General features: G+C 40.5%; 24 protein-coding genes. 7 read left to right on the top strand and 17 right to left on the bottom strand.

The window, feature by feature from the left end; translation table 11 throughout:
* Positions 1-4: 4 nt before the first annotated feature.
* From JOC34_RS11080 to acpS, 10 genes are all read right to left on the bottom strand, one after another.
* On the bottom strand, positions 5-1,024 hold the full coding sequence (locus tag JOC34_RS11080; RefSeq protein ID WP_205136806.1) for a PP2C family protein-serine/threonine phosphatase: 1,020 nt from the start codon (positions 1,022-1,024) through the stop codon (positions 5-7).
* Positions 1,025-1,180: 156 nt separating this feature from the next.
* Entirely contained in the window at positions 1,181-1,582 is a 402-nt protein-coding gene (locus JOC34_RS11075; RefSeq protein ID WP_205136805.1) for an anti-sigma regulatory factor, read from the bottom strand.
* A 2-nt stretch (positions 1,583-1,584) separates the two neighbouring features.
* Positions 1,585-1,941 (bottom strand): STAS domain-containing protein, encoded by a 357-nt coding sequence (locus JOC34_RS11070; protein ID WP_239544260.1) that lies wholly within the window; start codon positions 1,939-1,941, stop codon positions 1,585-1,587.
* Positions 1,942-1,946: 5 nt separating this feature from the next.
* The gene (locus tag JOC34_RS11065; RefSeq protein WP_205136803.1) at positions 1,947-2,816 is read right to left on the bottom strand and encodes an RsbT co-antagonist protein RsbRA; all 870 of its coding nucleotides are present in this window, start codon (positions 2,814-2,816) and stop codon (positions 1,947-1,949) included.
* 318 nt (positions 2,817-3,134) lie between these two features.
* On the bottom strand, positions 3,135-3,494 hold the full coding sequence (locus tag JOC34_RS11060) for a type II toxin-antitoxin system PemK/MazF family toxin (RefSeq protein ID WP_205136802.1): 360 nt from the start codon (positions 3,492-3,494) through the stop codon (positions 3,135-3,137).
* A 4-nt stretch (positions 3,495-3,498) separates the two neighbouring features.
* Positions 3,499-3,783: a CopG family ribbon-helix-helix protein gene (locus JOC34_RS11055; protein WP_205136801.1), complete on the bottom strand. Its 285-nt coding sequence runs from the start codon at positions 3,781-3,783 to the stop codon at positions 3,499-3,501.
* Positions 3,784-4,074: 291 nt separating this feature from the next.
* Positions 4,075-5,262 (bottom strand): alanine racemase, encoded by a 1,188-nt coding sequence (alr, locus tag JOC34_RS11050; RefSeq protein ID WP_338062668.1) that lies wholly within the window; start codon positions 5,260-5,262, stop codon positions 4,075-4,077.
* 972 nt (positions 5,263-6,234) lie between these two features.
* On the bottom strand, positions 6,235-7,251 hold the full coding sequence (locus tag JOC34_RS11045) for a LolA family protein (protein ID WP_205136800.1): 1,017 nt from the start codon (positions 7,249-7,251) through the stop codon (positions 6,235-6,237).
* 58 nt (positions 7,252-7,309) lie between these two features.
* On the bottom strand, positions 7,310-8,827 hold the full coding sequence (locus JOC34_RS11040) for an NAD(P)H-hydrate dehydratase (RefSeq protein WP_205136799.1): 1,518 nt from the start codon (positions 8,825-8,827) through the stop codon (positions 7,310-7,312).
* Positions 8,828-8,874: 47 nt separating this feature from the next.
* On the bottom strand, positions 8,875-9,246 hold the full coding sequence (gene acpS / locus JOC34_RS11035; RefSeq protein WP_205136798.1) for a holo-ACP synthase: 372 nt from the start codon (positions 9,244-9,246) through the stop codon (positions 8,875-8,877).
* A 124-nt stretch (positions 9,247-9,370) separates the two neighbouring features.
* Between acpS and JOC34_RS11030 the strand changes: the two genes are divergently transcribed.
* From JOC34_RS11030 to JOC34_RS11015, 4 genes are all read left to right on the top strand, one after another.
* Complete coding sequence (locus tag JOC34_RS11030) at positions 9,371-10,135, top strand: rhomboid family intramembrane serine protease (protein ID WP_205136797.1); 765 nt, start codon at positions 9,371-9,373, stop codon at positions 10,133-10,135.
* Positions 10,136-10,667: 532 nt separating this feature from the next.
* A complete protein-coding gene (locus JOC34_RS11025) occupies positions 10,668-12,995 on the top strand; it encodes a xanthine dehydrogenase family protein molybdopterin-binding subunit (protein WP_205136796.1) in 2,328 nt (775 codons plus the stop codon).
* Positions 12,982-13,824, top strand: coding sequence for an FAD binding domain-containing protein (locus JOC34_RS11020; RefSeq protein WP_205136795.1), 843 nt, complete (start codon positions 12,982-12,984; stop codon positions 13,822-13,824). Before JOC34_RS11025 ends, JOC34_RS11020 begins: the two co-directional genes overlap by 14 nt.
* A 2-nt stretch (positions 13,825-13,826) precedes the next feature.
* Positions 13,827-14,297, top strand: coding sequence for a (2Fe-2S)-binding protein (locus tag JOC34_RS11015; protein ID WP_205136794.1), 471 nt, complete (start codon positions 13,827-13,829; stop codon positions 14,295-14,297).
* 83 nt (positions 14,298-14,380) lie between these two features.
* On the opposite strand, the gene JOC34_RS11010 is transcribed toward JOC34_RS11015, so the two are convergent.
* The 3 genes from JOC34_RS11010 to cshA are packed head-to-tail and all read right to left on the bottom strand — an operon-like array spanning position 14,381 to position 17,832.
* Complete coding sequence (locus JOC34_RS11010; RefSeq protein WP_205136793.1) at positions 14,381-15,805, bottom strand: PH domain-containing protein; 1,425 nt, start codon at positions 15,803-15,805, stop codon at positions 14,381-14,383.
* Positions 15,798-16,328 carry a PH domain-containing protein gene (locus JOC34_RS11005; protein WP_420856132.1) on the bottom strand — a complete coding sequence of 177 codons (531 nt, stop codon included), beginning with the start codon at positions 16,326-16,328 and terminating at the stop codon, positions 15,798-15,800. Before JOC34_RS11005 ends, JOC34_RS11010 begins: the two co-directional genes overlap by 8 nt.
* Before the next feature lie 46 nt (positions 16,329-16,374).
* On the bottom strand, positions 16,375-17,832 hold the full coding sequence (gene cshA / locus JOC34_RS11000) for a degradosome RNA helicase CshA (protein WP_338062663.1): 1,458 nt from the start codon (positions 17,830-17,832) through the stop codon (positions 16,375-16,377).
* Between the two features lie 499 nt (positions 17,833-18,331).
* Here cshA and JOC34_RS10995 point away from each other — a divergent pair, with 499 nt between their 5' ends.
* Both JOC34_RS10995 and JOC34_RS10990 read left to right on the top strand, forming a co-directional pair.
* Positions 18,332-19,249, top strand: coding sequence for an EamA family transporter (locus JOC34_RS10995; protein ID WP_205136792.1), 918 nt, complete (start codon positions 18,332-18,334; stop codon positions 19,247-19,249).
* Between the two features lie 69 nt (positions 19,250-19,318).
* Positions 19,319-20,176: a DegV family protein gene (locus JOC34_RS10990; protein ID WP_205136791.1), complete on the top strand. Its 858-nt coding sequence runs from the start codon at positions 19,319-19,321 to the stop codon at positions 20,174-20,176.
* 554 nt (positions 20,177-20,730) lie between these two features.
* Here the strand turns inward: JOC34_RS10990 and JOC34_RS10985 are convergent.
* From JOC34_RS10985 to JOC34_RS10970, 4 genes are all read right to left on the bottom strand, one after another.
* Positions 20,731-21,432 carry an alpha/beta hydrolase gene (locus tag JOC34_RS10985; protein WP_205136790.1) on the bottom strand — a complete coding sequence of 234 codons (702 nt, stop codon included), beginning with the start codon at positions 21,430-21,432 and terminating at the stop codon, positions 20,731-20,733.
* 128 nt (positions 21,433-21,560) lie between these two features.
* Positions 21,561-21,947, bottom strand: coding sequence for a YppG family protein (locus JOC34_RS10980; RefSeq protein WP_205136789.1), 387 nt, complete (start codon positions 21,945-21,947; stop codon positions 21,561-21,563).
* Between the two features lie 99 nt (positions 21,948-22,046).
* Positions 22,047-22,307 carry a glutaredoxin family protein gene (locus tag JOC34_RS10975; protein ID WP_205136788.1) on the bottom strand — a complete coding sequence of 87 codons (261 nt, stop codon included), beginning with the start codon at positions 22,305-22,307 and terminating at the stop codon, positions 22,047-22,049.
* A gap of 211 nt (positions 22,308-22,518) precedes the next feature.
* Positions 22,519-23,145 carry an SDR family oxidoreductase gene (locus JOC34_RS10970; RefSeq protein ID WP_205136787.1) on the bottom strand — a complete coding sequence of 209 codons (627 nt, stop codon included), beginning with the start codon at positions 23,143-23,145 and terminating at the stop codon, positions 22,519-22,521.
* Positions 23,146-23,398: 253 nt separating this feature from the next.
* On the opposite strand from JOC34_RS10970, the gene phnD reads away from it, so the two are divergent.
* A complete protein-coding gene (gene phnD, locus JOC34_RS10965) occupies positions 23,399-24,289 on the top strand; it encodes a phosphate/phosphite/phosphonate ABC transporter substrate-binding protein (protein ID WP_205136786.1) in 891 nt (296 codons plus the stop codon).
* Positions 24,290-24,451: the final 162 nt, after the last annotated feature.

Raw genomic sequence — 24,451 nt, 5'->3', positions numbered from 1 at the left:
AAACTTATTCACTTGCCTTTTTTCGTAAAACAAGCAAAGTGAAGTCGTCCCGCAGTTGAAAATCCTGTAATCGTTCAAAATGCTTATAAACTTGATCCACCATTTCCTGTGCCGGCAAGTGTGCATAATGCTTAATGACATCCAATACCTCTTCACTCTCAATAAAGCGATCGCCATCCCGACATTCTGTCACCCCGTCCGTTAATAATATAACCATATCGTTCTCTTTTATTTTTAATTCGTATTGTTGGTAGTCACTATCTCGGGAAACGCCCAATACAAGACCTTTTGTTACTATTTCTTCAAAAGTTTCTTCGGCTGCATTGTAATAAAAACCGGGCTCATGACCTGCTGAGGCATATAAAAGCTTGCTTTCTGAAGGGAGATAATGTGTGTAAAACATCGTAATAAACATACTTGGATCAACGTTACGTTCTACAACTCTGTTCAGGTTTTTCAATATTGCCCTCGGGCTCATTGTTTCTTCTGGGTAGCTGTCCATGGAATATTTGATCATTGACATACATAAAGCGGCCGGTATTCCTTTTCCAATGACATCCGCTATCGCGATACCAAGTGATCCATCTTTCCCTTTCACAAAATGATGGTAGTCCCCGTTCATTTGATGTGCAGGAACACTAATAACCCCCAAATCGATACCTTCAATAGAGGGTTTTGTCGTCCCAAGAAGCGTTTCCTGCATACTAGCTGCAACAGATATTTCCGATTTAAGTGCGAGCTGTTCTTCTCTTAATTTTTGAAATTCCTGATGTGCCAGCCCATATGAAATCATCGTTTCTAATAAAAAATTCATTGAGTGCTGAAAATCTTCAGAGAGATCTGGATATAATTCAGACAGTGCCTGAATGTGTAAGTTAACAATTTCTTCCGGCAGGATATTATTTTTAATGAATGACTTACTTACTTTCTCCACTTCATACAGTGATTTTTCACTTTTGGTTTTAATATAGTGTTTTAATAGGTCTTTATATGTTGCTGCGTCAAATTTTATCACGTCGTCCATGACTTTCCCCCTGTACCTTTTTCTCTAGGTTAATCACTTAAATTTAGAAGGCTTGGCTTATCGCCAAGCCTTCATGCCGAAAACCTTTGTTTGACAAAAGGCTCTTTTCATCTGGGATGCATTGTTCGCAAACTATTTCTCGGTGTATTTATAGTGCTATCTAACCCACTTCGTTGTCTTTATTTGGGTTCCCTTATTCTCAACTGACTTTAGATCAAACTCGTCCATTAATCGTTTTACACCAGGTAAACCTGCTCCAAGTCCCCCGGAAGTTGTATAACCGTCTTGCATCACTTGTCCAATATCACTTATTCCCGGCCCTGAATCATTTGCCGTGACACAGATTCCTTTGTGCTCCATCGTGTCAATTACATCAAAACAAATTTGCCCTTGTTCCGCATATAAGTATATATTTCTAGCTAATTCAGAGATTGCCGTAGCTATTCGAGCCTGATCCACAATACCAAAACCGATTTTCTTTGCAATCTCGCGCCCCAGCTGTCTTGCACCAACGATATCCCATTCTTTTTTTATGTTTACACAGGATTGTGGTTTCATTTCTATTCACCCAATTCCTGATGAAGTTTAGTCAAACCTTGTTCTAAATTTAATGCAGTTGGGACATTTTTCATATGAATTCCAAGGTCAATTAATGTTATGGCTACTGCTGGTTGGATTCCCGTTAAAACTACTTTCGCCCCCATAAGATCTGACATTGTTACAACATCACCCAGAACTTTTGCAATAAATGAATCAATCATCTCCACAGACGTTAGATCAATTACCACTCCTGATGATCCGCTTTTATGAATCTTACTTAACAAATCTTCCTGAAACTGTATCGCTGTATGATCATCTATTTCTGTTTGAATGGAAACAAGTAGATAATGATGCAGCTTTAATATAGGTATACGCATGTATCTCACTCCCCATCTAAAGATCCCATTAAGTTTTCAGCATCTTCTTCTTGTGATTTCAGATCGATTACTTTTCGATTTGTAATTTCCAGTGCCGTTTTAAACCCTTTTCGTAGCGAGCTTTTTGTTGGAAATTTTCCAAGGTCAATACCGAGATTTACAATCGTCTGTGCAATCTCAGGACGAATGCCAACCAGGATGCAGGTTGAACCGATTAATCGTACAGCTTCAGCAGCCTGTATAATGTGATGTGCTACCATCGTGTCCACGACAGGAACACCCGTAATATCCATCAGCACTACCTCAGAGTTGTGTTTAATTGCACCTTCAAGCAGATTTTCCATAATTAATTTAGCCCGTTCTGTATCAATTGTACCGACAAGTGGCATGATGGTAATCTTGTCCATCACAGGAATAAGTGGTGCAGATAGTTCCTGCAATGCCACACGTTGCAAGGAAAGAATATGTTCCCAACTTCCCGAATACTCATTAACCAATTGGCGAATAAGCGGCTCTACCCATAAATCCACACTTTTTAGTACATTAGAAATAAAGTCTGAATCCACTTTATCTGACTGTGAAAGAATATAATCGACTGTTTCACGTCTGAAAACCTGTAAGCCATCTGTAATATAGCTTAAAGGCCAGCCCAGATTGATAATTTTCTCTGAAAATTCCTCCACAGCCGCAGTAGAACCTTGATTTTTAATACTGGTAAAAATAACATTCACAAATTCTCTGTTTGTACTTTCAAATAGTTCATCAGAAATACTTGCTGTGTAATTGCCTTCTTTTAATGAATTGATTTCCTCAAGCCATCTTTGTACAATTGCATCACTGTGCTCAATTGCAATCCTTTTGAATTGTTGATCCATTGGATTTCCCCCTTAAATTCGTCATATTTCCCGTATATTTGTATATTTATTAAATACGTCATTTATAGGGTTATTGTAACATATATTCTCTTAGTCTTATAAAGAAAGCCGTTAAGTAAGCGCGGAGAAATGATGAAACCCGAGTGAGTTGGAGAAGTTTTCGAGTGGGGCTTACTCAAATTCTGGTGAGTAAACATGAATTCGGTCGAACTTTAGTCTGTTTGCGACTATCGACAGCTTAAAGAATAAATAGCAAACATATTATATTTTTCCAGGAACCAAAAATACCCTTCCGCATATAGTAGAGAAGGGTATTGCTTAGTGGCTATACATATCTTTCAGTCCCAAACTTATTTCTAGTGCCTGATCGATCTTTTTCATCATGCCATTATCTAGTTTTGTAATTTTATCTGTTAATCGTTGCTTATCTAGTGTTCGGATTTGTTCCAGCAAAATAACTGAATTACGATCAAATCCATATCGTTTCGCGTTTATTTCCACATGTGTAGGAAGTTTAGCCTTTTGTATTTGAGCCGTAATCGCAGCGACAATAACCGTAGGACTAAATCGATTTCCAATATCATTTTGCAGGATCAATACTGGGCGCACGCCACCCTGTTCCGATCCGACGACTGGGGATAAGTCGGCGAAATAAACTTCGCCTCTTTGAACGATCAAATTATTACACCCCTATCACAGAGCGCTCTAAGGTGTTTTCAGCCTCCTCTTCGGCCTGGAAAGCTTCTGAAGCAATTGTAAGATTAATGCGACCCATTTCCTCATAACCACGCTGCATTGTTTCATGAATTTGTTGGATATGCTCATTTTTCTTATGTTCTAAAAAGCTTCTTGTTGCTTGACATATGAAATCACTTAAGTCACTATTTTCATATTTCATTAATCCATCCACCTCATTTAACAAGTTTTTTGGTATTTTCACTAAGATCTCTTGTATGCTCTCTGACAAAACCTAAGCACCTCCGCGAACTGTTGAACGAATTCCAGAAAACAAATCACCATTTCAGCAATAGATAGTTCGTTTTCCTTATCATCGGTTTCATGATGAATATTATATTATTTCTCTCTCGTACTTCACACGAAATTCATATTCAATACTATCATTGAATACACTGGTTTGCAAAGGGTTCTGACAATTTTTTTCGAAAAAGTATCATTTTGTCGTTTAATTATTTGTTTTCGTGGTAGAAAGAAGTGTTCTTTACATTATTTAGGTTATTCCATACGATCAATAGCCTTTTTAAAGCGACCCTTTATATATCCGTGGGATTCGCTTGTTAATCGTGCATGGTATTTCGTAATTGATCGTATCCAAGTAATCTGCAACATCATCCATTTCAATGACTGCATGATCTTGCTTTCCAATTAACGTTACCTTTGTACCTACTGGATAATCTTTATCCAAACGTATCATTGTCTGATCCATACATATTCTTCCCACAATTTGTTGTGGTTTCCCATCGATCAGAATCGAAAACCCCTGTAATTTACGAAGCCAGCCATCTCCATAGCCAATCGGAATAGTGCCAATCCATTCATCTGTTGTCGTTTGGTATGTCCCCCCATAACTGATTGATTCACCGGCGGGTACCCGCTTCACATGAATCAGTTTACTATGCATGGAGAATGCTGGTCTCAATGCAATATTTTCTTCCTGTTTCACTGCTTTAGACGGGTATAAACCATACATAGAAATACCAAACCGGATATAATCATACATTTCCTTTGGTAATCGTAAAGATGCCGCGCTATTGCCGATGTGCACATCAATCGGATGTGGCCATAGCCGTTTAAATTCGGTTAATAATTTTTCAAACCGTGCCCGCTGCTCATTAAAATAAGATAAGTCCGTATCATCTGCAGAAGCGAAATGTGTATACACTCCTGTTAAATATATGCTTGGATTACAATTTAATTCATCCAAAACTTGTTTTAATTCATTTTCTGTACGGATTCCGACTCTGCCCATCCCAGTATCCCACTTCATATGCAGGTTCAGTTTTTTGTTAAACGTCAACTTATTTACTTCCTGGAGCCATTCTTTTTGATAAAATGTTAAAGTGATAGCTGCTTCTGCAGCTATTTGCGTTGCTTCAGGGGCCACCCAGCCGAATACCAATATCGGTGCATCGATTCCGGCCTCACGTAGGACAAGTGCTTCCTCCAGCAGTGCTACAGCAAGCATTTTTGCGCCAGATTGCAGTGCGGTTCTGGCAACTGGAACGCTTCCATGACCATAAGCATCTGCTTTAATTACAGCAATGATATTCGTGTCTTGGGGCAATGTTTCTCTCATTCTTTTTATATTATATTCAATTGCATTCAAGTCTATCTCTACCCATGTGTCCCGAAAAATCCCATCTGTCACAACAATGCGCTCCTTTTCTAATAAATGTGTATGTCTTATTATTCCGCTTTCTGAGATCACTGTCAAATTGAAATCGCCTAGCGTTATTTTCATATACTTTTGTTGCTATTGATATAAAACGCGATGTAACTTCTATCCATATAGATCTGTAACGCTGATAATGGAACAAGTTACTTAAGCGACCGCATCCCGAATACACTTCGCTTTCCAGGGGGGCTGATGAGCCTCCTCGTGCTTAGGCACGAGGCCACTGAAAAAGTAAAATATAGCACTAAAATATGCGGATCTACCATCGCATCTTCGAATATACTGCGCTTTCCGCGGGCGAGTGTCGAGTCTCCTCGGACTACCGTCCTGCGGGGTCTCGTCGATCTCTTACTTCCCGCAGGAGTCTCCGTATATTCGAGATGCTAGATTAAGGTGAAAAGCAATATTTTTAAAAATCTACCACTTTTTCAGTGGGCTCCTTAGGCACTGCGGGGTCTCACCGATGCCTTTGCTCCCCCAGGAGTCTCCGTGTATTCGGGATGCTGGTATAGCGTTTGCCAATAGCAGAATTCATTAGCTGAATGAAATGACAAAGAACGCTTTACTAGTCCAGGTGAGTGGAGGCGGTGACTCCAGTGGGAATAGCACGTGTCCGAAGACCCCGCAGAGTGGTTTTCTCGAGGAGACTGAGGCCGTGCCTACGGAAAGCATCCGCCCGGATCGATCCCGGACGGCAGCAAGAGCACACCTTTTTGAAAATCGATCCGATCCTACGTCGCAGTTTTTACCTTCTTTTAAGACCCATCACTAAGAAAAACAACTTTTTTTCGGTGGGGGAGAACCAAGGGTGTGGTCCCAATCTTTTAGAAAACAGCCTTAAAATAACAGTGTTAATAATTTCTTAGAAAACTTGGCATATGCCTTAGTTGCACTTATGCAGTAAGAAAGTAGTTATGCTTTTTTAACTGCTAAAAATGATTTTCCCAAAATAAAAAGCAGACCCCCTCTCCATCATGCGAGTCTGCTTTTCCATAATTATTCACGTTATTTCGCTTCTTTACGCTGGACAGATTGTGCTACTTCAACTAATTCTTCCTTCGTTAGTTCTTCACTTGCTAGAGTAAAATCAACGCCGTCATTTGTCCATTTGAGTGTATTACCTGAAAGTGCTGCGATCGTGTGTCCTAAGTTCACGATATCTCCCTTCAGCTCTTGTGGAGAGGATAGTGTTGGTTGAACGTCCCTTTTCTCTTCGACAATCGTAAAGTTTTTCTCACCGGAAAAGGTTAGAATGACCCGCTTGCCATCAGAAATTTCTACTTCTTTTCTCTCCTCTAGTTCTGCTCCTGCCATATAATCCGGGAATAAGACGGTTAATGTATCATCTGTTTCCTCTCCGGAGACAGGGGCATCGACATCACTGCTTGCCATATTTTTGTCCATTGTAAAATCGTCTTTCTCAAAACCTGGCTTCGTATCAAAGCTTGAAAACTTCACTTCTACTAAAACCTTTTTGTCTTTATCCAATACTTTTACCAATTCAGGTGTATATGTCTTTTTGTTAAAATAAACTTCTTGGAAAGGCAAATTGTTATTGCTTTGATAATTCGTTTTCGTTTTAAAGATATAATGCTTGTCAGTTGCTTCAAATGCCGCATCTTTGTCACTGACCACATCGTTTACGAGTGACTGGTATAAATATGGCTGACTGCTGTTTTCCGGCCATTCTGTTTGAAACTTAAAGCTTTTCTCCAATGCTGGCGTGAGCACAAATACACCATCTTCATTTTTTAAAATGATTTGATTGCTCTTTTTATCCTGGTTATCCGATAAAGCCACCCGGTAGAAATCTTTTTTCTTATACCACGTGTCAATGTTAAACTTTTGCGGTGCATCGCCAGTGTTCATATCCATTTCAGCTTTTGCTTTATATCCATCCATTGCTTCCATGTTATTCTCCAGCTTTTCAACCACTTGTTCCTGTGACTTTTCACCACATGCGGTCAACACCAGAATTAAACCAAAAGCAAGGACAACCCAAATACCAATCTTTTTCTTCATGAACATATCTCCCTTGTCTCAATACATTCAACAAAGGGGAACTTTATCACTGCATCTATCAAGAAATCGTACGATATACTTGTGAAATATAATGGATCACATCAGTTGCCAGGAGATCATAATAGGAATGGTTAGCTGCTACTGCTATATCTGCAGCTTTACCATGAACGTAACATGCGTTGCTAAGAGCCTGGAATATACTTTGATCCTGCATGACCATCGCAAGCGTGACCCCCGTGAGTACGTCTCCACTGCCACCCTTGGCAAGGCCCGGGTTGCCGGTAAGACTCACGGCCTGCTGTCCCGAGGGCTCAGTAATGATCGTATATGCTCCTTTTAATACAACAAACACACCATATTGTTTTGCAAATAGGGCCGAATAATGAAAAGGTGATGTTAAAAGTGCTGCAATAGAAATATCAAGCAGCATGGCCATTTCCCCGGGATGTGGCGTCACAATTGTCGGGTGTTTCCTTTTCTTAAGCGTCTCCCCGTGAGTTTTCACATGTGTCAATCCATCTCCATCAATAATTAGGGGACATGCTGCCTCCTCTATCACACGCTTCACCAATTCCTCAGTTTCCGGATTTCGTCCCATCCCAATGCCAATCGCGATCGCGTCATAAGCATTCACTGATAGAGGGGTACTGTTGGTTAACCAGCCATCCTTAGCCGAAATCGTCTTATACATTGCTTCTACACACTCCGAGGCAATCATTTGTCTTACCTTTTCGGAAGTACCAGCAGTAATTAAGCCCGATCCAGCTTTTAATGCTGCTTTTATTGCCATAAGCAATGCACCCGGCATCTCTGAACTGCCGCCAATAACCATTCCCCTACCATGGTCTCCTTTGTGAGCGTAGCGACTTCGAATAGGCATTTTCCGCTTAAACTGATCATCCGTCCATACGTACCGATTCGCGATTGTTTGAAAAAACTGTGGTGGAATGCCAATTTCCACACTTTTCCAGATGCCATAAAAGGATGCGGTATGTTGAAGAAATGCACTCATTTTCGGTGCTCCTACAACAATTGTATGGTCAGCCTGTACCGCTGTAAAATCTGTTATACCCTCGTCAGCTGGTAATCCGGATGGAATATCCACTGCAATAACAAGCGCTTTTGATTGATTTAACAGACTAACAATAGCCGCTTCTCTTTCACGTAATTTCCCTTTCATACCGATCCCTATCATTGCATCGACCACAATATCCGCATGATTCACGAGATCCTGCAGGCCATCCACATCACCTAGCAACGACACTTTACCATAAATTTTTTCATAGATTTGTTTGTGATATAGTGCGTCACCGGTAATCTTTTCATTTGGGACAACTTGGATGATATCTGCTACATACCCTTTGTTACGTAATGTCCGCGCGATAACAAATCCATCACCACCATTGTTTCCCGCTCCCGCCAGAACCCGGATCGAATTGGACTTTTCAATGATCGCTTCGACCTTCTCACTAATTGCTCTCCCGGCATTTTCCATTAACAACTTGCCGTCCACACCTATTTCACCAATTGTATAATCATCGATATCGTACATTTCTTTTGCGGTGACAATATACATTTCGTTCCCTCCTGCCCGCACTAAAATATATGAGACAACCTTACCATTTATGCATTTCCTTCTTTCACTTCGATAACAACTTGGGCAACTGCATAGTCATGACTATGTGTAATAGAAATAAAGATGCTATCCTTTTCATATCCCTTTGCTTTTAATACAGGGGCGCCGTTTTCTCCTGCTATGATCTCTATATGTTGAAAGCTTAATGCGCCAATACCCGTGCCAGTTGCTTTAGCAAATGCTTCCTTTGCAGCAAACCTGCCAGCGAGATATTCAATTTTCCTTCGCTCGGTTGGTAACTCATTAAACACTGTCGTTTCATTTTGTGTTAAAATTCGATTAGCGAAACGATTATTTTTCTCTATACTTTTTTTAATTCGGTTTAATTCAATGATATCTATTCCAATACCTTTGATCATCTTTTTTCTACCCTTCTTTTGAAAATCAGAAAATGTTGTATCCATTCATATGATCTATTTAACTACTTATACTAATCATACCCGTTATGATCTAAAATAAAAAATTTCCTGCAGGGGGATTCCTATGTTTATTAGAAACGAACGCAGTGTAAAAGAATTTATCCGGTACTATCCGCTTGTCAGCGCGTTAGTCATTATCCACTTGGTTTTATGGCTGTTCATCGATTTCCTCCAGTTGCCATTGGCTCATGATTTGTTTAACTGGGGAGTAGGTAATAATTATCTGATTAGTGAGGGAGAATATTGGCGCTTGATCACCCCGATATTTTTACATGGCGGATTAACGCACGCCTTATTTAACTCATTCTCCCTTGTTTTATTTGGACCCGCTTTGGAACAGATGCTAGGAAAAACAAAATTTATAGTTGCCTATTTCGGTGCTGGCTTAATTGGCAACATTGCTGCTCTGCTTATCGCGCCGCCTAGCTATTCTCATGTCGGGGCATCCGGTGCCATTTTTGGTCTGTTTGGCATCTATGTATTTATGATCTCGTTCCGTAAGCATTTAATCGACCCGGCAAATGGTCAAATTGTAATGACGATTTTTATTATTGGGTTGGTGATGACTTTCCTCCGTCCAGGTATCAACATCTATGCACATGTGTTTGGCTTTATCGGTGGGTTTGTTTTGGCGCCACTTGTATTAACGAAAAGCGTAGTAGGCTTTTCACCATGGAGAAACGTAAGGAGACAGGACGATCATTCCATCCAATTTGATCCCAATCGCTGGAATAAAAGACGCATATCACCAAAACTAAAGAAAAATATCATATGGGTTATTTTAGGGATTCTTGTTGTGTTCGGTATACTAGGTAGATTTATCCGTTAATATTTATATGTTATAAGCTGTTAGCGTATAGTTTGTTGTTAATCACCCTTTATCATACCGCGACGGAAATAAGCTCGCTTTTGGTGTCTTTCTTGCCTAGCCTTTTTCGACGCACCGGAAATGCTAATACAGGCGTTATCACAAATGTTTTCGGTGGGACGAGTTAGCGCAGTCCAAGGACGTGACCATTTTTAACCGACGACACGCCGGAGTCTCGCATATTTCTCCTGCTGGTGAGCATTCATTTATAGATGCTCTGAGCGGCACGAATACACGTGGACTCCTGTGGGAATAGTGGCCAGAGTGAGACCCCACAGAACGGAGTTCGAGGAGGCTCACGGGTCACCCACGGAAAGCGGAGTGTAATCGTGCCGCGGTCTGAATAACAATAATCTTTTTAAAAAACCGGTCGCGTTGACTGGTTTTTTTATTTGTCTTAATCCCTTTCCGGGCAAGTGGTATATTGCCGTAAGTTTTAGCAAATAATGAACTATAAAAGCCAATCGTTTTTCGAAAGGATGTTTCGGTTCAGATGATAGGTAAAAGTGTTCCAAGAAAAGAAGGCAAAAACAAGGTGACAGGTGCAGCTAAATATACAGCTGATTTTACAGCTCCTGGATTATTACACGCTAGCCTACTTACAAGCCCACATGCACACGCTAAGATCAAATCAATCGATCTATCTGAAGCAGAAAAATGCCCTGGTGTCAGAGCGATTGTAATCGGGCAGGATATTCCTGTATTAACAGGAACGACTGTGGAAGATCGACCAATACTTGCTTTAAATAAAGTCAGGTATTTCGGTGAGCCTATAGCTGTCGTTGTTGCTGACAGTGAGCATGAAGCCCAATCAGCTTGTCAACAGATCAACGTTACCTACGAGCTCTACCCTGTGGTCAATTCGGTTCATCAAGCCTTGGAAAGCAAACCTATCCTGGTTCATGAACAGCTAATGAACTATACCCAGGTACAAAAGATACAACCGGAAGCGAACTCTAACATCGCTAATCAGATCAAAGTTAGAAAAGGTGATATTGATGTTGGGAGAGACCAGAGTGAAGTAACAATGACTGCGGATTTCTCATTTCCTCCGTCCGACCACGCTGCAATGGAAACTCGCTCCGTACGTGCGGAGCTGCTACCGAATGGCGAAGTCCATATTCATACTTCCAGCCAAGGGCCCTTTATGGTCAAAGAATTGATTAGTAGATATTTTTTAATCGATGAAGATAAAGTAACTGTACATACACCACTCGTCGGAGGCGGATTTGGGGGAAAAGCTGCCGTTCAATTGGAATTGATCGCATTTGCTGCATCAAGGGCGGCCGGTGGAAAGATCGTTAAATTATCGAACACAAGAGAAACAGATATTACAGGTTCCCCTGGTCATATTGGGCTGGAAGCAAACGTGAAGCTCGGTGCCACAAAGGGTGGTAAATTAACGTTCGCTGAGATTCATTATAATTTTAATGCCGGTGCCTATGTGGACGAAGGATCCGATATTACTGAAATTGCGGGATTAAATTGTACCGGCCCCTATAAAATTGATCATGTATGGTGTAATTCTTTATGCGTGTATACCAATCACCCATACGCCACATCGTTTCGCGGATATGGACACGGTGAACTTACCTTCCCAATTGAACGGGCAATGGATCTGCTTGCCGAAAAGCTGCGCATCGACCCCATTGCATTCAGATTGAAAAATACAATTAAACCTGGCGATACAACACCATCACAAACTAAACTTACCAAAAGCAATATTGGCAATGTAGCGAAGTGTCTTGAACGAGTGAAAACATTAATCAACTGGGATGAGGGACAAACAGTGAACCTATCTGATCGGCTGATCAGAACAAAAGGGATCAGCTGTTTTTGGAAGTCATCCATTACACCAACCGACGCCACATCTGGTGCCATATTAACGTTTAATAAAGACGGAAGTATCAATCTTAGCTGTGGCGTTGTCGAAATCGGTCAAGGTACGAAAACAGTACTGGCGCAAATACTCGCAGAAAGATTGAAAATCCATGAGAGTAAAATTCATGTCATGATGGATGTAGATACACAGACGAATCCCCAACACTGGAAAACCGTAGCAAGTAGTTCGGTTTACATGGTGGGCAACGCCGTTTTAAGGGCGGCTGAGGATGCGATACAGCAATTATGCCAAACTGCCTCCATTGTATTGCGCTGTGAGCCAGGCGATGTTGACGTTGCAGAAGCACGCGCATTCTTGATCAGTAACCCAGATAAATATGTGAGTGTAAAAGATATTGCTAATGGCTATAAATATACCAATGGCAATTCGATTGGTGGCACAGTGATCGGCAGGGGAAACTTTATTATGAAACATTTAACATCCATCGATAAGGAAACTGGCAAAGGAACTCCCGCTTCGGATTGGACAGTAGGCGCACAAGCTGTCGAAGTTGAATTTGATACAAAATCCTATAACTATAAATTGATTCATGCTGTTTCTGTTCTCGATGCTGGTAAAGTATTACATCCAAAATCAGCCAGGGGACAAGTTACGGGAGCCATGAGCATGGGACTAAGCTGGGCAACTAGAGAGGGTTTTTCTTTTGATAAAAATGGCATCGTTCTGGATAATCAATTTCGAACCTATAAGATGCTGCGTTATGGTGAAAATCCAACTTATCTCGTGGACTTTATTGAGACGCCGCAAATTGATGCGCCTTATGGTGCACGCGGTCTTGGAGAGCATGGTATTATCGGTATGCCTGCTGCGCTTGCTAATAGCCTATCCACGGCAGCTGGCGTCCCCTTGAATCAATTACCACTCGTTCCTGAGTACATATGGGAACAGAAAAGAGGGGAAGCCAGTGATTCCAATTAACTTTGAATATCACAGACCGACTTCCATCACGGAGGCTGTTGAAACCTTTCAGCAGTTGCAGCTAGATGGGAAGGGACCCCTTTATTTTAATGGCGGAACAGAGATTATCACGCTGTTAAGGGTGAATCAGTTTTATACCAATACACGAGCTGTCATCGATATCAAGGCAATCCCTGAATGCTGCTATACCGGGTTTGAAGATGACCATTACATTATCGGCGCATCCATCCCTTTGGCACAAATCGAAACAATGGGAACGTTCCCCCTGTTAGGCAAAAATTGCAGCCGGATCGCGGATCATACATCACGAATGAAGATCACCCTCGGCGGCAATATTTGTGGGAAGATCAAGTACAGGGAAGCAGTATTACCTTTACTACTCACAGACAGCGAACTTACTATCGCGGGGCCATCCGGCCAAAGGCATGTCCCTATCCATCAGGTTTTTGATCAACATATGAACCTGGAACAAGGAGAATTCATCGTACAAATAAGGATTCCGAAACTATTTCTTGATGTCCCTTTTACCAGCAAGAAGCAGACAAAAATTGATCGAATCAGCTACTCCCTATTAACCGTTTCAGCGATCAAGACAGAACAGCAAATTCGCTTTGCATTTAGTGGCCTGTGCAATTTCCCCTTTCGTTCACAAGAGATGGAAAAAGCACTGAACCAGTGCCAGTTATCGGTGGAAGAAAGAATTACCGAGGCCATTGCGCTTCTCCCTTCCCCTATATTAAACGATTTGCATGGATCGGCTGCATATCGCACTTTTGTTCTTCGAAATACATTGGAAGAAACCATTGCGGAACTGGAAGGAGAGAGCTAATCATGAAGAAGACGATTGATTTCACTGTCAATAATGAACAAAAAAGTGTACAAATCAGATCAGCAGATACCCTGTTAATAACGCTCAGGGAACAGTTAGGACTCACCGGTGCCAAACCAGGTTGTGAGAACGGGGATTGTGGCGCTTGTACAGTTCTAGTTGATGATCAGCCGATGAAGTCCTGTTTGATGTTAACTGCTGAAACTGCCAATCGAAGTATCACAACCATCGAAGGACTGCATGACACACCAATTCAGAAAGCATTCCTGGAACATTGGGGTTTCCAATGTGGTTATTGTACATCCGGTTTTATTATGAATTGCCATGCCCTGGCTAATATTCATCCAGATGCAAATGCGTATGAAATAGAAAATTGGCTGCAGTCCAACATATGTCGCTGTACAGGTTACGAAGAGATTAAAGAAGCCATCATGTCTGTGTTAAAAACGAAAGAAGCAGGTACCTCTGGATGAATCCGGAAGTACCTGCTTCTTTTTAAGTTGTACATGTTTTGGTGGCTAGGTGACTGGTCGCGATCAACTTTTGGCCGGGGTGCTCAGTCCCTATATGAGCACCAATCCGCCAGTTGATCCGCATCTGCTACAGCCAATTCCTTCAGTGTGTAATGTTTGCCAGAACCAGATACACCGATAATCGACAGTTTCACGGTAGCTAGATCCTCTTTCCGATGCATCAAGTGCTGCATCCTTTCAAACGCCTGTATGCGCTTATGATACATGATCATCGTGATCTTATTGAATGTCCGATAGCGAACAATTAAACAATCATCTGCTATATGATAACCACCTGCCCGGAACCGCAAGTTCCCTATAACCCAGCTCAGAATCATTAAGATAACGGGAATCCAGAAAAATCGCGGAATAAAATATAATACAGCGGCTAGTGGCAACAGAAGCGGCAACAAAGCACGGATAACATAATATTTTTGCGCACGGCCCGGAAGTGCTGTCATTTCATCCTGCTGAACAGCATATTCGGGGAGAATCTCTCCAAGAAACGCATTTACTTCCGCTTTTTTCATCATTGGAAATAGGACCGTGGAAAAGTCATCCCCTTTATTTGCAACACCACCGGCAACCTCTGCAAAAACAGTCACATATCCTAAAGGCTGTCTGATCATACTTTCTTGGATACCGACAGCTTGAATCCTACTTAAAGGAATGGTAGACTGTTTTTTCTCTAAGAGGCCCCTTGTAATAAACAGCTCATTATCATTTTTCGTAATCGTAAAATTTCCATATTTGATCATCGTACCTGCAATACCGAAAAGCCAAAGTAGCACGAGCACAATGATGCCCAGCCCAATAATAAGCGTGATACTTGAACCGATAATCCATGCCAGTGTATTTTTATAATAGCTTTCCGGGATAAATTGCTCCAGCTGGGAAAAGCCAAAAAAGAAGAACGCCAAAATAATCCCCACACTGCCGGATGTCGAGCCTGCCAGAAATAATCGTTTAAACGATACAGTAAAGGATGGCTGTGGTGGTATTTCCACTTCCATATCCATTTCTTCCTGTTCCAAACCCGTTTTTTTAAGTTTGCTCCTTACCCGTTCCCCTTCAGCCAGCGTAACGGCCTTCAATGAGCCTTCCGCCCCTGATCCGCTGCCAGCTGTTTCAATTTCGACCTTTACCAGCTTAAAGATCCGATGGATAACCCCCGCCGTTAAATCGATCGACTGAATTCTATTTTTAGATATAAATCGCTTCTTCTTTACAAAAATCCCATATTCAATCCGCAATTCATCTTCAACTATCCGATACGTAAAACGATACCAGGTCAGTATACTGATCGTGATCAGCAAAATAAGAATTACTGCCAACGCCAAGATAAAATACATGAATGATACACCCCTGAAAGTAATAAACCCCAGGATAATTGCATAAATTCCTTCTCTTAAAATTCGTATAAAGTTAAATATAATTGCTGCTGGATGCAGACGCTGTGGTTTAGACATCATCTTCATCCACCCTTGCCAGTGTCGAAATCCGATCACGAAGGTCAGATGCGTCCGTTTCAAGTAATGCAGGAATTTCGTGCGTCGTCGCGGCCGTTGAAATCGTGACACTTGCCAACTGGAATTTCCTTAAAATCGGTCCTTGTTTTGTATCAACATGCTGTACTCGAATCATTGGCACCAGGGTCCTGGAGACAATCAGAATGCCATGCTGAATATAGATTTCCTGATCGAATACCTCATAACGCCATCTTCGCCACCGTAGTTTTGGCAACAGGAATACAAATACATATGTAAACAATAAACACACTATTACAGCAATTGTAACGTACCAGTACAGGAAGGAGAAAACCATGGTGACAATAAACCACGCAATGGTAAGTAACCATAATACCCCTATAAAAATGGCAGATGTTATTTTCCAAGCCTTTATCGCATCACGGGCAATCGTATTTGCAGGTGGTTGTCTCATTTTAATACCTCCGCTTTTTTTATCCTGTCCATCATACCGCATTATTGCCATTAAAAAAAGCCCCCTGTTAGGAGCTTTTTTCTGTTTATATACTAAATTAGTCTTGGCTTCTGCTGCGTTTTTGGAAATTACCTTTACGATTTCTTCCGCCTTGATGACGACCGCCTTGGCTTCTTTGCCCGTAAGATCTTTTGTTGTTTGATCTGCGGTTGTCTTTTCCTCGGCCACCTTTTACACTAATTGGTGCTACAGATGAAATTTGTACCGGCGTATCTCGGCGTTCTTTTGTCAGCATTTTTAATGCAGCTGCAATCACAGTAATTGGATCATTTTCTTGCAGTAATTCATTTGCAGATTGATGGTACGCTTTTATATCTTCTGTTTCAACTGTTTTTAAAAGCTTATCAACTGCAACTTGTTGCTGGCCACGTTGTGCATCTTGATTTGTTGGTGGCATTAAACGTTTCATTTTACTTTTTGTTGTTCTTTCAATTGTTTTCAAATGTGCCAATTCTCTAGGTGTGATAAAGGAAATCGCTTCTCCAGTACGACCTGCTCTACCTGTACGGCCGATTCTGTGTACATAACTTTCCGGATCCTGTGGAATATCAAAGTTATATACATGCGTTACACCAGAAATATCAAGTCCACGTGCAGCTACGTCTGTTGCAACTAATACATCGACACGGCCACCTTTGAATTTGTTTAATACAGACATACGTTTCCCTTGCGTCAAATCACCATGGATGCCTTCCGCACGAAATCCTCTTGCCTGTAAGCCTTCTGTAATCTCATCAACACGTTTTTTTGTTCTGCTGAAGATAATCGAAAGTTCCGGTGCATTAATGTCTAAATGATTCGTTAACGTATCAAATTTAAACTTCTCCGGAATTTCAACGAAGAATTGTTCAATGTTTTCCACTGTCATTTCTTTCGCTTTTACCTTAACTTCTTTCGGACTTTTCATCAGTTTTGAAGCAATATCGCGAATTTCCTTAGGCATTGTCGCGGAGAAAAGCAATGTCTGACGCTCTTCCGGAATACCTTTTAGAATGTCACGGATATCATCGATAAAGCCCATGTTTAACATTTCATCTGCTTCATCAAGAACCGCTATTTGCACCATATCGATCTTTACTGTTTTGCGGCGCATATGATCCAGTAATCTTCCTGGTGTTGCCACAACAATTTGCGGACCGTCCTTTAATGCACGAATTTGTCGGGTCATCTGTTGTCCGCCATAAACGGATAGCGCACGCACCCCTGTAAATTTCGCCAAACGGTTGATTTCTTCTGCAACCTGGATCGCCAGTTCACGCGTTGGCGCAACTACTAACCCTTGAATTCTTCGTAGCTTCGGATCGATTTTCTCAATCATCGGGATACCGAACGCTGCTGTTTTCCCTGTTCCTGTCTGTGCTTGTCCAATAACATCGTTCCCTTGCATTGCAAGTGGAATCGTTTCTGCTTGGATTGGTGTCGCTTCTTCAAACCCCATCTTTTCAATTGCCTTCATGATGGAATTAGAGATGCCTAATTCATTAAATTTTGTCACCTGTACGTCTACTCCTTTTATCGTAAAAAAATATTCGCAAAAGAGGCCTGCATTTTTCTCATACTTTATTTTTAAATCGTTTATCCGCCCTTGGATAGGGATAAACACCCTTATTTACGGGGAATGTAAGAACCGTCTCATTATATTCATTTTCATTGTAAAGTATTAGAAAACTGAGCTTATCGCCAAGCTTAATGGCAAAAGCCTTCGTTGACCTTATACTGATATCTAAAAAAAGTTTCCTTCCTTATCAGTGCAAAAAAAGGATTCACCCAATGTGGTAAGTGGCCTCAAAACTTATGCTTGTAACATCATAACATAAATAGCATGACGATAGCTACCAGCTGGCTTAAAAAGGTTGTTCAAAATCTGGTAAAAATAACATGTCGAATTTTTGATGTTATCCTTTTTGAACGCCGGCTTAAATGATTTTTTATCACTGCCATGATAAAATTATGTTATCTTAAATTGATCAACTAATAAAGAAGGAGGTTTTTCCGTGCGTATTCCTCCGTTTAACCCTAATATAGCGGTTGTAATTGGGGTCATATCTGTTTCCAGTTCAGCGGTCCTGGTTAAATTGGCTGATAGCGCTCCAGCTGCGATTATCGCTAATTACCGGCTACTATTCGCTGTATTGATCATGTTACCCGTTGTTTTAATGAAGTATCGTCATGAATTTCGATTTATCCATAAAAAAGATTGGATCTTCTCTATCCTTGCTGGGATATTCTTAGCTTTCCACTTTATTCTCTGGTTTGAATCGTTAAATTATACGTCCGTAGCTAGTTCTGTTGTGCTTGTCACATTGCAGCCTATTTTTGCCTTTCTGGGGACCTATTTATTTTTCAAAGAACGTTTTTCTTATGGTGCCCTAATTAGCATGATTATTGCACTATTCGGCAGTATAATTATCAGCTGGGGAGACTTTCAAATCAGCGGCATGGCTCTGTTCGGCGATATACTTGCATTGTTAGGAGCAGTTGCTGTGACGGCATATTTTTTATTTGGACAACGTGTCAGAAAGAATTTATCCTTAATGACATACACCTTTATTGTATATAGCATAAGCACCCTGACATTGATTCTCTACAATATTGGATTGCAAAATCCCTTTTTTGGATATTCTGCCAGTCATTGGTGGATCTTTCTTGCGTTAGCCATTTTTCCGACATTTTTTGGACACACATTATTTAATTGGGCTTTAAGATGGCTCAGTACTTCAAAAATTTCGATGGGAAATGTGTTTGAGCCTGTTGGTGCAACCATACTTGCCTACTTGATTCTTGGCGAGACAGTTACATGGTACCAATTACTGGGTGGAACCATCGTGGTGTTCGGACTGTTTTTATTCATTTTAAGCACAACGCGGAAAGTAAAAGTGACCATTTCCAAAAAGGAACAGCCTAAAGGATAACAATAATCCTATAATCCCATTCGCATTGCTGATATAATGTATTTAAATCATAGAAAGGTGGGTGAAGGCTTGGACATTCAACTGATGACAGATGGTGGCGCAGATATCCCAGATCACTTAAGGGAACGATCGCATATTACCATTGTCCCATTGTATTTACATTTTAGTGATGAACAACAAAAAAGTGACTTATCCGTGGACATGACAACATTTTATCAGAAAATTAAAGATAAAAAAGAACTGCCTCGATCCGCTGCGCCCAGCCCAAATGACTTTTATAATGCGTTTAAACGTGTAGATGCAAATAAGCCGATTCTCATGTTAAGTTTGAGTAAAGGGCTGAGCAGCACGTACGAAAATGCTGTTACCGGAAAAAATATGCTTCTTGAAGAATCGCCTGATCGTACAATAGAAGTTATCAATACAAAAACGGCTTCGTGCGGGATTGCACTCCTAATACAAGAAGCAACTGATAAATTAGATGCAGACTATACATTTCATTCGCTTGTCGATCACCTTCACGAGCGTGTGGAACATATGACAACACTGTTTATATTAAAAACACTTGAAAATTTAATCTTAGGTGGACGTTTGGACAAAGTAAAAGGTACGATTGCTAAAACATTAAATATTAAATTGCTGATGAAGGGGAATGACGAAGGGGAAATTGAAGTTACCGAGAAGGTTCGTGGCGACAAAAAATCAATCCGACGGTTCATCGAGCAAATCGGGGAATATACAAAGCATTTTGAGGATAAAGTTATTTCAATAACGCACTGTAATGCAGAAGAACGCGCTAAACATGTGCTTTCTGAAATACGTAAGAAATATGCCTTTAAAGATGCGTTATTAACCGAAACAGGCCCATTAATTTCCACATATGGCGGAGAAGGCGCGCTTGTTATTTCGTTTTTTAAGGATAGGTAAAGCCTGTCCACAGCGAGAAAATTTGTTGTTTTTCTAACCGATGAATTTTAAAAGCAGGTATAAACTTTGACATAATAATTGGAATGTTGATTTCCGCTACTGGCAGTCGCTTTCCGCGGGCAACGCTTCAGCTTCCTCGGAAGCAACCCCCGCTTCCTGCGGGATCTTCAGCTGTTGCTTTTCCCGCAGGAGTCGACTACCATCCGCTCCAATCAACGATTATAAATAGGGTACGGCTGTTTATCTTCACCGCGTTACCAATGCAACCCAACGACAAGTGCCGCTAAGAACGAAGCTAAAGAATCTCCTTTTATAACATTCACATAATAGCGTAGGAAATACACGAAGACTCCTGCGGGAACAGCGAAGACGATGAGACCCCGTAGCGTTCTTTGCGAGGAGGCTCAGCGCGAGCCCGCGGAAAGCGAAGTGTATTTCTGAAGCGGTAAGACAAGGAACCCAATTACGTCGCAGTTTATATCAATGGCAACTAAAGTATACGGAAACACCCTAAATAAAAAAGTGTCTGCTTTAAAAATTAGGCAGACACTTTTTTAATGAGCTACTTTCTTTTTGGTAAGGAATTCATAAACCATCGTATTCAATGTATCTTTGTCGGTTCCAAGACAGATAAGATGTTTCGATCGTTCAAAAAAAACCACTTCTTTGCTTGCAGAAGTAATTTCTTTATCTAAATAATAGGCTGTTTTATAAGGTACCATCCCGTCCTGTTGTCCCTGTGCAATCAGTACAGGTGACTCTACATCTTTTAAATGCTTTCGGGTGAAGCGAACCAATTTGAGGAATTCAATGTTCGCTTTAAATGGTACAGTTTTCAGCTTGTGCTTATAATGAATATATATTTTGTTTTCATTTAAATTTCCTCTTACGCCGTCTGCAATCATATCGCCCAGCTCGATCCCGATTTGTTTAAATGATAAAAATTTCCCGGCTGTTGCTAATAAAACGAGTTTATCGACTTTATATACAGCAGCCAAGTAAGCTGCTATCATACCACCCATAGAAAAGCCGATGAGGTATATTTCATTGTATTTTTCCTTCATTTGGATTAACGTGTTTTCTGCTGCCGTAATCCATTCTTCATGTGATGCATCTTCTAAATTGAGTCTTCTTCCATGGCCAGGTAACGTTGGTACCTCTATATGCCAGCTCGTTTCTTCTTTTAAAAACGTCGCCAAGGGATCTACCTCATATGGACCACCAGTATACCCATGGATAATTAAACATCCAATCATAATAATTCTCCTTCATAACACAGCTGCTTCTTTACTATTGTTCCTTGTTCGACAAAATTATATCAGATAAATTTAACTTTCCAGTGAAAAATAGGGCTGATTTACGAACATCAGCCTTCAACTTACGATCATTTGAAGCTTTTAATCATTGCACCGAATTGCTTTACAATTGGAGAAACCTGATGGTACGTGCTAGCTAATTGACCTACTGTAGACAACATTTTATCAAAATCAACCTGCCCATCCTGATCTTGAAAATAACCTTTAAAACCACTACCCGGATTCGAACCTTGTTGCGGATTTGAATTTGGCCCTTGGTTTGTCGTTTGGATTGGGTCCCAGTACAATGGCTGCTGCGGCTTGGCAAATTGTTCATAAGGGGTTTGTTTTAATTGTGGCGGTGGTGGGCCATTCTGCTTGGTATAGGGGTAATTGGGATGTTGTGTGTACGGGTGTTGCTGATATACATCAGGCCGGTACATTGATCCATCATTGTAATAAGGTCGATACTGCATGTATACACACACCTTTCTTGGTACATTATACTATAAACTATTCAAGTGTAATCCAATGTGTGTATGCTCGAGTAGCGCGCTTTATCCATCTTAGAACGGTTAGTTAATAAAATCATCACCTATGCCTAATGCATGATTAATGTTTTTCTCTTGAAATCCCAATATGGCATGTTCCTGGCCCTCAATAAAGGTCGCTGGCGTGCCAAATATGCCTTGCTCCTGTAAATCCTTCATATATGCCCTATTGTTTGTTACATTTTTTTCTTTATAGGAGACATTCCATTTATCTAAGTGAGTTACTAACTTTTTACACGGCAAACTATTATCGCTCACATAAATAACTACTTCTTTATTATCCATCGGTGTTCCTCCTTGATGCTGATTCGTTATATTCTTATTTACCCGTTTTTACATCGCTTAAACACAATAATTCTACATTGTTACATTAATATTACAAAATGATGGCGGAATACAACTGAATCTGTCTCCTCTACTCGAAAAAATATTCCGTTATACTTATGTCGAAGAAAATAAGTATAACGGAATTTATTTAACTTAATTTAATGAAATACTAATCAAGTACATTTTCTATCGGTGTTTCACCTTCCAATAGATCAAACACCTGATTTTCTGCCCGTGAATTGTTTAGCAAATGAACAAGTGTAGCTGCAACATCTTCCCTTGGAATTGTACCTCTTTCAGAAATATGTTCCTGTAAATTTACTTTTCCTGTACCAGTTTCATTCGTTAATCCACCTGGACGAAGAATCGTATAATTTAATCCTGACTGTTTCAAATGCTCATCGGCACGATGTTTCGCATACTGATAATGTTTGATTTGTTTTGCTTCTTTGGGGTTTCCTGCCCCCATCGAGCTGACGATCATAAAACGCTGTACGCCGAATTTTTTCGCTAAATCAGTGGATTCAATGGCACCTTCCTGATCAATAATAATTGTTTTATCTGCGCCAGTATGACCACCGGATCCTGCAGCGAAGATGACAGCATCGATTTCGTCAAATGCCTTTTCGAAGTTTTGTTCTAAATCAGCGACAACAGTTTTTGCACCGAAGTCTTCGAAATAAGCGACTTGATCTGAATCACGAACCATCGCAACCGGTTCATGTTCTGTGTCTTTTAATTTTTGAACGACCTGTTTTCCAATTGCGCCATTCGCACCAATTACTAAAACACGCATTTTATATCATCCTTCCTAATTATTGTCCATTGGGTACTATACCCGATACTTTTAGCAGAAAAACATTCTCTTCTTTATTATTTAGATATACGATTCATTTCGACAATTGTTTCAATATAAAGCATATACTTTTGGACCTTTTTATTAACCAAATAATTATTTGCACTTTTTGGTAAAATAGCCTAGTAATTTGGCGATAAATGCTATTTAATAGAGAGTAGGAAATCATTCAAAATTCATAGGGGGAACCAAAATGAAAAAAATCGTTTCTTTGATCGCTTTTCTCGGGTTAACATTCATGTTGACTGCATGCGGTAACAGTTCTGCAGATGACAAATTAGTAATGGGCTTTGTCCCATCGCAGGATTCGGAAAATATTGCTTCTTCCGTTGAACCATTGGCAGATCGATTGTCAGAAGAACTTGGGATAGAAGTTGAAGGAAAAGTAATGACCAATTTCAACTCTTTAGTTGAAGCAATGGGATCGAATCAGGTGCAAATTGGCTTTATTCCAGCATTTGGTTATGTGCTTGCAAATGAGCAATATGATGTAGAAGTTATTTTAAAATCTGTTCGTAATGGGGAAGGCTCTTATAAAGCGCAATATGTCGTACGTGAAGATTCCGGTATTGACAGCCTGGAAGATCTGAAAGGTAAAGTATGGACGTTTGCTGATAAGGGATCGACTTCTGGTTACCTGTTCCCGGCAAAACAATTGATGGATGAATTTGATTACGATTCTGCTTCCGATTTAGAGACTGACTTTTTCAGTAATCTGATTGAATCTGGTGGCCATGATACGGCTGCACTTTCCGTTCTGAATGGTGATGCGGATGTAGCGACAACATTTGATGACGTGCGTGAAAATTTGGAAGAAGAATATCCGGATATTAAAGATGATTTAAAAGTCATTGACTATACGGATGCGATACCAAATGACACGATTTCCGTCACGAAAGAGTTAGATGACGACATGGTTAAAAAGATTAAAGAAGCGTTCCTCTCCTTTAATGATGATCAGGAAATGATAGACATCATGCATGAAGTCTATACTTGGGATGCAATAGAAGAAGCGGATGATAGTGAATATGAAATTGTAAAAGATACTTACCATCAATTCCGTGACATTATTGATGAAGAATAGGCCAATCATTCTTCTAGATTAAATCTTATACCAAAAGAGGGGATAGTTTATCTCCTCTTTTATACGGATAAAGTGAAACTTCATTCAGTGAGGATTTTACCGTCCGCCAAACTACGATAAAAGAGCGTTTGAATGCAAGACAAAAAGCAAGTAATGGGGGAT

The sequence above is a fragment of the Virgibacillus halotolerans genome (genome assembly GCF_016908515.1).
In the GTDB taxonomy this organism is placed as follows: domain Bacteria; phylum Bacillota; class Bacilli; order Bacillales; family Amphibacillaceae; genus Virgibacillus_M; species Virgibacillus_M halotolerans.
This window is presented reverse-complemented; position numbering and strand designations above follow the sequence as displayed.